This window comes from Gordonia sp. 852002-51296_SCH5728562-b (assembly GCF_001665475.1).
Taxonomy (GTDB): Bacteria; Actinomycetota; Actinomycetes; order Mycobacteriales; family Mycobacteriaceae; genus Gordonia; species Gordonia sputi.
Map to the genome: position 1 here is coordinate 1 of NZ_LZMI01000026.1, position 10,527 is coordinate 10,527.

The following is a 10,527-nucleotide window of genomic DNA, read 5'->3' on the forward strand; positions in this document are numbered from 1 at the left end:
TATCCACTGCTCGCGGACCCCGGGTTGCCATTCCCTAGCCTAACAACCGAATGACAATTAATGACTCAGGACACTAGGAATCCGAACGCGGTGTCTTCCGAGACCGTGATCGTGTCGTCGGTGCCCGAGCGGGCTTGGCGCAGTTTGGTGCGGGGTCGATGTCGGTCACGTGGTCTGGTTGGTGGATGCCATTCGGACCGTTACCTTGGATGGAATGCAGGCACGTCGACTTCTCGGTCCATTTTTTGGGGCCGTACTGGTCCTTTCTGGGTGTGGAGCGTTCGACTCAACCGACCTCGGCCCGCACGACCTAGACGAGGACCAGGCTCGGTCGGCCTTGTCCTCGCTGGGAGTCGACATTCCAGACGGGCTTACATTCGTCGCAGGCGTCGGGTATCCGCCAGGCTTTGTGGGTAGTACGTCGTATTACATGCGTTTCGACGCACATAGCTCAGCCGCTGCGGTTGTAGCGGCGCTGAACGAGAAGGGTGGACTGGGTAAAGCGCACAACATTGACTGTACGAGTCCTCTCCTTGCGAGTCCGTCGCTCCAGAAGATCGGACTGCAGTGTGCTGGAGTCGAGAGGGCATCGGTGACCCGCAACGACAACATGCCTGCGGGCGAAAGAGTCTCCATGGGTGCGGAAGCGATTGCCGTGGTCGACTATGGCTCGACAGCGCAGTTGTATGTGATCGCAGAGGGTACGTAAACATGGCCGCCCCGGGAGACAGTCCCCGGGTGCGCCCGTGGAGCTGAGCAGCAGCCAGAAACGAGCCATAGCCTCGACGAGTCCCTGGCTGAATCGCCCCAGGTCTGTCCCGCCCTCCAGGCGGGTACTCGATAGCGGTTGCATCTCGCCGGGCTGATGGTGCGAGTCGAGCTCAAGCGTGGCAACAGTGACTTCATCGAGTGGACGGGCCGCTGTCGAGGTCGGACGCCGCAACGACATCTTCTAATGAACGAAGGCATGCGTGTCGCGTCGCGCATTGCCCTCTACCGCACGAAACGACGTCCTCGTCGTGCAGTGTCCGATTACCGTGTGGAGCGTGAGAGGCTTGACGTGCAGCAGACGAAGCTTTGACCACGAACGCGAACAGGTTTAACCAGAATGGGCATGTGGAGTACTCGTGACGTGTGGGACGACATCGATTCGGCCGCATGGCTTTCGCAGACAATCGATCCGTCGAAACGATCCAGTCTGGCTTCACTGCTTCCGCCGATTTTCGACAGTTACGTGCGCATCCTCTATCCTGCCGAACTCGAGATCGACGCCTCCCATGTACAGCCGGTCAGATGGGCGGACGCGGCCCGTGCCGCTGGAGGAATCGCGCATGCCGACATGCAGTGGGAGTCGCTGACGGGTTCTGTTCCTCCACGCCGTCAAGCGTGGACCTTCGGGCCTCCCCGGGTCAATGAAGTCGCAGACGATCTGATCATGTCGATCGCCGAAGCGCTCGCGTCCTACACACAACAACCGGATAGTTGCTTCTTTGCCGTTTGGGAGGGAAACACGGCGATTGCTGATCTCGCCAACAGTTATCCCCTTTCAGGGATCGGAGGGCTGAACTACTTGTTGCTTCATGGCTCACTCAGCCGAGCCGCGGACACCCTGCGAGGGCTGCGTCCGAACTTGTGGTGGCCGGCCGACCGAACATGGTGTGTGGCTACGCATTTCGACTTCGATTCCGCGTTCGTTGCCTGCCCCTTGGCCGCCGGCGATGACCTGGTGACCAATAGGTCGCTAGAGGCCTGGGGCATGTCACCGACGGCCGACATCACAAGCAACTCTGACACACTCAATTCCAGCCGACGGTGACGTTCCACTCGCGTCATACGCTGCCGTGCGTTCCCCCGCCCTGGCCTGACATGACGCTGGCCGATCACCACCTCATCACGTTGGGGCGCACCCACCGAGCTCGCAGCTGATCCAGATAGGCCCACACAGCGCCACCAGGCCGATGTAGCCGATCGAAAATCCGATGAACAACGACCGGAGCCACTTCCATCGCGGGCCTAGCCGACCCCATTGCCATGCCAGAAGCACGCTAATCACGATGACCATGCCGACAGGCGCAAACCACGATGCGTAGTAGGCCGCGGTCGGCGACTCAAGACTCGGACTGACTGGTGGTGGCGTCATGATGTTGAAGGCATCACGAAAAGCCTTTGGCGCCCAGTCGAGCATCGTGAAGCCGACCACCGGACCGATCAGAAACCCCAGCATGAACACTGAAGTACTCCAGGTTTAGTTCCGACTTCTATAGGAGGATGGAGCTATGCCACGTCAGTACACGCCGGAGTTCTGAATCGTCCCGGTTTTAGTGCCGCTCCTATGTTTGTGACATTTCCGGTTGGGAAGTCGATTGTTGAGCGTAGTGGGTTGCCTCGAACGCGTCGGGACTGAGGTATCCGAGGCGGCTGTGGAGGCGGCTGGCGTTGAACCAATCGACCCACTCCATGGCGGCGAACTCGACATCGTCGACGGTCTTGAACGGCCCGGTATGGAAGGGGTTTCCCTTCGCGATTGCCTCGGCCTTGAACAACCCGATCGTGGACTCTGCCAACGCGTTGTCGTATGCGTCGCCGATGCTTCCGATCGAGGCCGCGATTCCTTCCAGGACAAGGGTTTCCGAGAAGGAGATCGAGGTGTACTGACTGCCGGCGTCGCTGTGGTGGATCAGACCCTCGCCGACGGGGTGCCCACTGTGGTCACGTCGCCACAGCGCCATTGTCAGCGCCGTGGTGACCAGGGCGGTGTCTTTGACCGTCGCCGCGTGCCAGCCGACGATCGCTCTCGAGAAGCAGTCGATCACAAATGCCACGTACACAAACCCCGACCATGTCCGGCAGTAGGTGAAGTCGGTAACCCACTTGCGGTTCGGGGCCTGCGCGGTGAAGTCACGATCAAGCAGGTCAGGTGCCCGTGCGGCGTTACGTCCAGCGGGGATAGTGGTTCGGTGCCGGCGCCCGCGAACTACCCCGGACAGCCCCTCATCGCGCATCAATCGGTCCACTGTGTGCTTGCCGACCTCGTGGCCCTGATTGCGCAGATGCGCCACCATCTTGCGGCGCCCATAGAGGCTCTCGGCGGTGCCGACCGAAGCGAGCAGAGCGTTCGTGAGGTGGGCGTCGGTGACCGTGCGCTGCGACGGTGGCGAGGTTCGCCAGTTCCGGTACGTGCGTGGGGCGACCTTGACGCCGCGCTCGGTGAGCACGGCGCAGATCGACTCGACCCTGTGTCCTGATGCACGCATCCGATCGATGAACTGGCAGATCAGCGGTGGCGAGGGTCGAGCTCCCTCGCGAAGAAAATCGAGGCCGCCTTCAAGATCTCGTTGGCTTCCTTCAAGTCTCGTACCTCGCGTTCGAGGTCCTTGATCCGCTGATGCTCGGCGGTCGTGACGCCGGGTGCCTGCTCGGCATCGACCTGGGCCTGTCGGACCCACACACGCAACGATTCAGGCCCGATTCCAAGTTTCGGCCCGATCACCTGGCAGGCCGCATAGACAGACCGATACTCGCCGAGATGGTCGAGGACCATCTTCACGGCTCGCTCACGCTGCTCGACCGGGTAACGCTTGGGCATGATCTGCATCCTCCTCAAAGAAGGAAGCGGCATCAAACCCGGGACGGTTCATTCCGGCAGAAATCTGTGCGCATGTTGGAGACAGCGTTGGAGGCCGATGCTGAGCTCTCGGAGTTCGAAGCGATCCGTCAGATCGCATCCAAGCAGCAGATCGCTGAGGAAACCCTGCGCCGATGGCGTCGTAGGGCCCAGGTCGATGCCGGGCAGCGGCCGGGCACGACGAGCGAGGAGCATGCCGAGCTCAAACGGACCAACGAACTGTTGAAGTCGGCGTCGGCGTTTTTCGCGTCGGAACTCGACCGGACCACGACGAAATGATCACCTTCATCGACCAGTGTCGTGATCAGTTCGGGGTCGAGTTCATCTGCCGTACCCTGCGTGCGGCGGGCGTGGTCTTCCTCACCTCGCGCGGGTATCGGGCCGCGAAATCCCGTGTGGCATCAGCGCGTGCACGGCGTGACGTGCAGCTAGTGGAGGTCATCAAAACCGTTCACGCCGACAACTACAGCGTGTACGGGTCCTCAAGATGCATCACGCGCTGCGTCGCGCCGGCCACCAGGTGGGGCGTGAGCAAACCCGTCGGTTGATGCGTCAGGCCGGGGTGCGTGGGGTGCAACGTGCGCAGAAAGCGTTCACCACCCGCCCCGACCCCGAAGCTACCAAACCTGCGGATCTGGTGAAACGTGATTTTGCTGCGACACAGCCGAATTCGCTGTGGGTGGTCGACATCACCTACGTGCGGACGTGGCAAGGATTCGCCTACACAGCATTCGTCACCGATGCGTGCACCCGCATGATCAAAGGCTGGCATGTTGCGGCGTCGATGCGTACCGAAGACCTACCATTGCAGGCATTCAATCATGCTGTGTGGCAACAGAATACCGATCTATCCGGGTTGACCCACCATTCCGACCACGGATCGAACTATCTATCCCTGGCCTACACCGACAGACTTATCGAATTGGGCGTCACACCGTCAGTAGGGACCGTCGGGGACTCCTACGACAACGCCCTCGCCGAAAGCGTGAACGCCAGCTACAAGACCGAGCTGATCTATCGCCGACGGCCGTGGCGCACCGTCGAACAGGTCGAACTCGCCACCCTGGAATACGTGTGGTGGTACAACAACGAGCGCCTGCATGAAGCTCTCGACTACCGCACCCCAGCCGAGCACGAGGCCACCCTGACCGGTGCCTCACAAGTACGCGAGACCACCGATCCGGCCCTCGCACCCACATAGGAACTAAACCTGGGGTACTTCAACACGAGTTCGGGAAGAATCGACCGCAACGACCACACACGACCGGCCACTGAGTGACCGCTCGTACTATCGTCATTCGCCACCTCATCCACACTAGCCGTGCGTACCACGGGACTCTGCTTAGCAGCTCGCACCCACCCCGCTGATGCCGAACTGCACGGGGCGTGTGAAGTACCCCAGGTTTGTTGCCATGTGAGTGCGAGGGCTGGCTCACAGGGGCGTGACGCTCCGGTCAAGGTGGCCTCCTACTCGGCTGGGGGAACATGGCCGAGGGCCTCAAGCTCCGCCCGGCCCGACATAGCGCTGACCGATAGCTACCCCAACACGTTAAAGCGCACGCTCGAGAGGCAACGCTAGGTGCACAGTCGACCGGTGACGCCGCACCACTTCACACGTCACTGCGAGCAGAGCTGACTCCTACGTCGGTCTCCCCGCCCGTCGGCAAGTGGCGTTTGCCGGATCAGCCGATGTCCCACCAAGTCTCGAATGACAAGTATCCTGCCGCCACGGCACGAGTTCGACCGGGTACTGAGCCTAGCGGCCCCGCCCCGTCGGGGGCGCTATCGTTGCTGGATGGAACTGCGGCACCGTATTGCGGATCTTAGTGCCGGGCAGTGGGGTCTGGTCACAGCGGTGCAGGCCAGGGCGGCAGGGATCAGTGAACAGGCACTCGCTCGAGCAACTGAGCGCGGAGAGCTCATTCGGGTGCATCACGAGGTCTACGAGCTGGCGGGATCAGAGGAGTGGTCGAGCTTCGGTGACTGGGCGGCACAGTGGTTGGCGCTGCGGCCGGGCGAGCCGGTCGAGCGGCGACGTGAGCACCCTGACTGCGTGGTCAGCCACGCTGCGGCCGCACAACTGCAAAACCTGGGAGTCATCACTGCAGATAAGCTGAAATTGACTGCACCGCAACGGATCAACGTGCCCAGCAATGCTGTTCGAACTTATCGCGGCGCTATCGGTGAGAAAGAACGCGACTGGCATGTGGTGGAAGGTCTGCCAGTGACCCCCCTCCCGCACTGTCCGCGACCTTCTGCGGCTCGGAGGCGACGGTGCGCACATCGGTTCCGTAGTCTCTGAATGCCTTACGCTCGGCTATATCCATCACGACAAGGCTATCGCTTTCTGCGAGGCGGCCGTGCATCAGTGGGGTCGCCGACCCGGCGATGGCGAGGACCTCCTGCACCAGCTAGTCTCGGCGGATTCGGCACCCCCGACGTCGGCTGGATAGCGGCTTCTGGACCGCGGTGATCGCCCTGGTCGCTCTTACCTTTCATGACGGTCACATCATCTTCTGGCTGCGCTCGTTCAGGTGACCACCGGATTCGCGGCAGGCCTGTGCTGAGGTCCGCACGCGGCTTCCGCCGAGTGGCCATTCCCGTTCGTCTGTATCCGCGGGCGTTGCCTCAGACACTCGTCGGCGGTAGCCCTGTCCCCTGTGTCGGGTCGGTCAACGCCATCCTCGGCCGGCCTGCTGGTGAGATCTCGTCGCTGACGGATGAGCGGTGAAGGCGGAGAACGTGCGACCGACCGGTGGTGAGCGTACTGCGCAGTCGGTGGCTGTGTTACGCACTGACGGCCAGGGTATGGACAGGTTGCCGCTGGCCGTCGTAGCCGTCCGCTTCGAAGATCGTCAACTCCGCGCCGTCGAAATCCTTACGGTCGATCTTGAGGAAAAACTCGGACATGGATCGCTTCGTCGACGCTGACGTACTACCACCGACAGCTATTGCGCGCCCACTCACCAATGCCTGCACCGACGGGTGGTACCGAACTTCGCGCTGCTGCATTTCAGCGATGACGCCGGACGCAATACCCGATGGCAATACCGCGATGGGCGTAATCCATGCCGTCACGCCCGGCAATCTCGATGGAATCTCCACCGCCGTCACCGTTGCGAGTTGATCGGGTTCATTCATTATGTGACCGTGACAGTTCGCTTGAGGGCGTCTGTCATCGTTCGGCGTGACCTCCCTGCGGGTCTGAGTCGAGCCAACCGAGAGAGTGGCCATGATTGCGCACATCTCGTTCTGTGAGAACACGATCTGCGCAAGCTATTTCGCTACTACTCGACTAGGCGTGGCTGTTGTGTTTCGGGTTGCCCGGTGCCGTGTCTGGTGGGACTACGACAGGGGTGGACCGTTCGATGAGGTACGCCTCTGAGTCGGGAACTGGCTGGTTGGTGTCTAATGCGTAGTCCCAGTAGTGGTCTGACCACAAGTGCGTGTGAGGGTAGCGCTCAGTTGCCGCCGGGAACGGCCGAGGCGTGCCGCGTCGCCACCGCGTGATCTCTCCGTCGAAACCGGTTAGGTCGTAGAGGGCTACGCGAAGTGCCCAGCTGTCGGGGTCGCCTTCTCGGACGTCTGTCTCCAGTTCTGGGCGTGGCCACGCTGTAGGCGTGCAAGTAGGAATCTGCTCGAGCATCGACTGATGGGCGGCGTATTGTGCGCGTCGCTGTGCGTCGATGGCATCTGCATCGATGTAGTCGCCAGTCCACCTGAACAAAGCAGGGTCGAAGGGTTCGTCGAGCACCACGTCTGACAGTTCAGTCGTGTTGTATCGTTGGCCGACGTTCCGGCCGATGACCACGCCCGTTTCGGCGTCGAATGTCAATGTCACGGCTACCGGATGCTGCGACACTGTCGGCATCATGCACGCGACTGTCCATCCCGCCCGACCCCGCACTATTGCTTTCTCGGCCGGGCCCGAGGGCTCGAATGCCGCGAGCATGGCTGGGGGCGCTGTGCTGTTTCCGGTGACCGGGACGAACGTTGTGTCTGTGGCGCTGACGTCGGCAGGCGTGGCGGGAGGTTCAGTCGGTCGTCGACTCGGAGGTGGCGGGGCCGGCCATCGTCGGTGGGCCACCAGCATCTCATTCGGTGGTTCTAGTCGTGGATAGACGAGATCACCGGGGGCCCACGGTCGTGCCCTGTGCCGGTGCATGCGGCCGTCCAGACGACGGTAGGCGAACTGATCATCCTTGACCCGCTGCACCGCCCCATCAGCGTCTTCAACTCGCCATCGATCCTGGGGCGCGAACCAGATTCGCTGCAACGTCCAGCCGTGAAACGTGTTGCCAGCATCATGCGCAACGGCGTGGATTGATCGGCCGACGGTCGCACGGTTCAGCTCGAGCAGTTCATCCCACGTCGGAACACCAGTCACCTTCGCACCATAACCAGACACGTCACGGCCGACAGACGCGACTCGACAAAGTCACCGAATCCGATCCTCGACGGAGGTCCCCGGTTGAAAGGACAACCCGAGTCGGCACCGTCTGCCGGTTGGGTGCTGCTCATCCACAGATCTCCGGTTCTCCACAGAAACGCGGATATGCGGGGTTCAGGGTTCTCGACATAACGGGGATGTGCGCCGCTGGCAGCGCGCGGGACCGGACACTGACTCTCACAACCGTTTCGAGGAGTGGGGAACTGATCGTGATGTGGCGGCCGTGCTTGGTTCATGCTTCAGTTGCCGTAATTGATGGCTCTGGCCATAGCTCGAGAGAATGTAGACTGCAGTCTCTGATAATCGATGTGTCTACTCGACGTACCGTTCTCTCTAATCCAAGAGCTGGCCAAGAGAGTTCGAATGACGTGATTCCCGGACTCGGCAGCCGACTGGCGCGGAAGGAGACTTCTCCCTCGAGTCGCCCCCCTGTACTGCGAAGGTGCTGCAGTCCGCCGGTTGTGGCGGAGGAGATATTGGTCATTGTAGCCCCGTCGGAAGATGCCATGCTAAATAGCACATGGTCGATTTGACCATCGATTCCTGGTCGCCCAAAGCCGTAGACGTCCATGTTTTCTTTCGTAGGAAATTGTCGGCGAAGGCACAAATCGAAGTCAAACGATTGCGAGTAACCAGATCTACGGTCAAGGGAACAAGTGCTGGTCTTTCGTTCCCGGGTCTATCAGCCATTGAAACTCCTGTCGTTCGTTTTCCGTGGTATCGCTCGTACTTGGCAACGGTAATCTATGCTTCTAGTACAGATGACAACCTTCTGATCGTGGCTTAGTAGTGGTCACGGATCTTCGTCCGACCCGTTTGCAGCGCGACCCGGATACGGACTTTCGTGGGCGGGAAAGTTCGCGTTACCGATCGGGATAGGTGCGATGGTGGGTATTCCGATTCGTTTACCGACCTCGACCTGCTCGACCGGCGCTCGCCATCGGCCGCGACGATGCTAGATAGCACTAACCTTGCCGCCGCGATCGTGAGTATCCATGCCGCGCTGACTACCCTGCCGATCTCGGCAGGAGTCGTCGATCGCGGCCGAACAGTTGTTGGTGCGTTGTGCTCCAGTCGGCGGCCGTCCTTAGGGATTGGACGACTTGGCGTGGCGAACGTTCAGCTTTCGGTTTCCCGTGGGTCAGACGACGACGTTGTGAGGCCGTACCGTAGCTACGGTGGCGGGCCAGTCGAGTAGAAAGCGGAAGTGGCTGGTCCTGGTATGCAATCGGAACAGGAGTCTCATCCGGTCCGATGGCGTGTGGGGTGGGGTGCTCTTGCGGGCTTCACCAGTGCCTTTCTCATTGCTTGCCTGGGCATGAGGCTGTACTACGTCGCCGGTATCCCCAAGCCCACGATTTATCCAGCCCACGACCTACCTGCTGGCTATGTCGCCTTCTGGTGTGCTGTTGTCGCTATTCCCGCGATCGCCGCGCTGTTGCTCGGGGCTGTTCGCCGACTTCGTGCATTCACAGTCGGCTGGCTTCTGACTTTCGTGCTTCTCTGCGCGGTGATTGTCATGAATATCGTCAGTCTCGACACACACCTGTGGGATCACTAGCACCGACACCAATGACACCGGGGTGGGTTGATGTGGGATGCCGCCTACGAGACGACGAACCACCAGGTGGAGAGAAGGCCAGGTGGAACGGAACACCACCGCTGTCACTGTCGGGTGCTGGCCGCTCGGCCCCTCACCCATCGGTCCGACTACGAGTGCTCGAGGATTCAGGATGTCGTCGGTTCCCATACCGTGAGCCCGTAGGTGGCGAGGCCCGGCCTCGAGTGTGCGCCATGAAGTGTGGACGGGGACCTGGCCCTGGCAAGCGCGTGGTGCGCGGCCCGAACCTCATGGGTGGTGACACGATAAGACGATGTTTGATTGGTGCTCCTCTTCTGACAGCATCGGCTGGCAGATCCCGATCGCGCAGTCCGAGATGCCAGCCGATCTTCCCTCGCAGTGGGCAACAGCGCTTCAAGCGGTTACTCATGATCTGCACGTCTTACGCGTCGGTACCGAGATTGACGTTGATCGCCTGGTGTGGCGGATCGAGCTCAATGCCGAGTATTGGATCTCGATCGGCTTGCACACCGACAGTGCGCCTCGTGAGAATTCGATTGTCGGTTTCCTTGTTGGAAGCGGTTTTACACTCGACGCGAGTGCTGCGCAGTGCATCGTGTGGGCTGCTGAGACTGTCCAGGACGAACTTGCCGGGTACAGCTATGTGCAGTGGCCGTCGGAAGGTGGCGCCCTGTTCAAGCCGGCGCTTGTCGACGGCGCCGCGAACTGGATCACACCCATTCACGCTATGTCGATCCCGATAGGCTCGCTCACCGGTCGCGGACCCGACGACCCCCTCCGATAGACGACCCGAGGGGCTGGTGCACGAGTAGGTGACATCTGATCTGGCTTGCCCTGCCGGGCGGCCTGGAAGGATGCCAGCTGTGCCCA

General features: G+C 61.1%; 9 protein-coding genes, 1 pseudogene and 1 other annotated feature. Of the genes and pseudogenes, 6 read left to right on the forward strand and 4 right to left on the reverse strand.

What is annotated here, in order from left to right; translation table 11 throughout:
• Positions 1 to 1,132: 1,132 nt before the first annotated feature.
• Positions 1,133 to 1,816, forward strand: a complete 684-nt coding sequence (locus tag A5766_RS05570; protein ID WP_156527372.1) for a hypothetical protein — start codon at positions 1,133 to 1,135, stop codon at positions 1,814 to 1,816.
• 75 nt (positions 1,817 to 1,891) lie between these two features.
• On the opposite strand, the gene A5766_RS05575 is transcribed toward A5766_RS05570, so the two are convergent.
• Positions 1,892 to 2,224: a hypothetical protein gene (locus A5766_RS05575; protein ID WP_156527373.1), complete on the reverse strand. Its 333-nt coding sequence runs from the start codon at positions 2,222 to 2,224 to the stop codon at positions 1,892 to 1,894.
• A gap of 106 nt (positions 2,225 to 2,330) precedes the next feature.
• Positions 2,331 to 3,586 (reverse strand): IS3 family transposase gene (locus A5766_RS05580; protein WP_156527374.1). Its coding sequence is split into 2 segments (ribosomal slippage): positions 2,331 to 3,313 and positions 3,313 to 3,586, totalling 1,257 coding nucleotides; the frame shifts between segments, so codons are not numbered across the junction.
• A 72-nt stretch (positions 3,587 to 3,658) separates the two neighbouring features.
• Between A5766_RS05580 and A5766_RS23765 the strand changes: the two are divergent.
• Together A5766_RS23765 and A5766_RS23770 are read left to right on the forward strand one after the other, a co-directional pair.
• Positions 3,659 to 4,826 (forward strand): annotated as a pseudogene (locus tag A5766_RS23765) (IS3 family transposase).
• Positions 3,862 to 3,963: a sequence feature (AL1L pseudoknot), on the forward strand. Its footprint overlaps the pseudogene before it by 102 nt.
• 594 nt (positions 4,827 to 5,420) lie before the next feature.
• Positions 5,421 to 5,927 (forward strand): type IV toxin-antitoxin system AbiEi family antitoxin domain-containing protein, encoded by a 507-nt coding sequence (locus tag A5766_RS23770; RefSeq protein WP_197501350.1) that lies wholly within the window; start codon positions 5,421 to 5,423, stop codon positions 5,925 to 5,927.
• A 485-nt stretch (positions 5,928 to 6,412) separates the two neighbouring features.
• Here A5766_RS23770 and A5766_RS05610 read toward each other — a convergent pair whose 3' ends face one another.
• Positions 6,413 to 6,766: a hypothetical protein gene (locus A5766_RS05610; protein ID WP_156527375.1), complete on the reverse strand. Its 354-nt coding sequence runs from the start codon at positions 6,764 to 6,766 to the stop codon at positions 6,413 to 6,415.
• A 154-nt stretch (positions 6,767 to 6,920) separates the two neighbouring features.
• Positions 6,921 to 7,499 carry a hypothetical protein gene (locus tag A5766_RS05615; RefSeq protein ID WP_156527376.1) on the reverse strand — a complete coding sequence of 193 codons (579 nt, stop codon included), beginning with the start codon at positions 7,497 to 7,499 and terminating at the stop codon, positions 6,921 to 6,923.
• Positions 7,500 to 7,784: 285 nt separating this feature from the next.
• Here A5766_RS05615 and A5766_RS24315 point away from each other — a divergent pair, with 285 nt between their 5' ends.
• The 3 genes from A5766_RS24315 (at position 7,785) to A5766_RS05625 (ending at position 10,441) form a co-directional block, all read left to right on the forward strand.
• Positions 7,785 to 7,952: a hypothetical protein gene (locus A5766_RS24315; protein WP_156527377.1), complete on the forward strand. Its 168-nt coding sequence runs from the start codon at positions 7,785 to 7,787 to the stop codon at positions 7,950 to 7,952.
• A gap of 1,345 nt (positions 7,953 to 9,297) precedes the next feature.
• Positions 9,298 to 9,636, forward strand: coding sequence for a hypothetical protein (locus A5766_RS05620; protein ID WP_064903788.1), 339 nt, complete (start codon positions 9,298 to 9,300; stop codon positions 9,634 to 9,636).
• Positions 9,637 to 9,949: 313 nt separating this feature from the next.
• Positions 9,950 to 10,441 carry a hypothetical protein gene (locus A5766_RS05625; RefSeq protein ID WP_064903790.1) on the forward strand — a complete coding sequence of 164 codons (492 nt, stop codon included), beginning with the start codon at positions 9,950 to 9,952 and terminating at the stop codon, positions 10,439 to 10,441.
• The last annotated feature ends 86 nt before the right edge of the window (positions 10,442 to 10,527 follow it).

What these genes read in the sequence shown, in the direction of transcription:
- A5766_RS05575 (WP_156527373.1), bottom strand. Translation starts at nt 2,224, where the DNA reads ATGCTGGGGTTTCTGATCGGTCCGGTGGTCGGCTTCACGATGCTCGAC.
- A5766_RS23770 (WP_197501350.1), top strand. Translation starts at nt 5,421, where the DNA reads ATGGAACTGCGGCACCGTATTGCGGATCTTAGTGCCGGGCAGTGGGGT.
- A5766_RS05610 (WP_156527375.1), bottom strand. Translation starts at nt 6,766, where the DNA reads ATGAATGAACCCGATCAACTCGCAACGGTGACGGCGGTGGAGATTCCA.
- A5766_RS05615 (WP_156527376.1), bottom strand. Translation starts at nt 7,499, where the DNA reads ATGATGCCGACAGTGTCGCAGCATCCGGTAGCCGTGACATTGACATTC.
- A5766_RS05620 (WP_064903788.1), top strand. Translation starts at nt 9,298, where the DNA reads ATGCAATCGGAACAGGAGTCTCATCCGGTCCGATGGCGTGTGGGGTGG.
- A5766_RS05625 (WP_064903790.1), top strand. Translation starts at nt 9,950, where the DNA reads ATGTTTGATTGGTGCTCCTCTTCTGACAGCATCGGCTGGCAGATCCCG.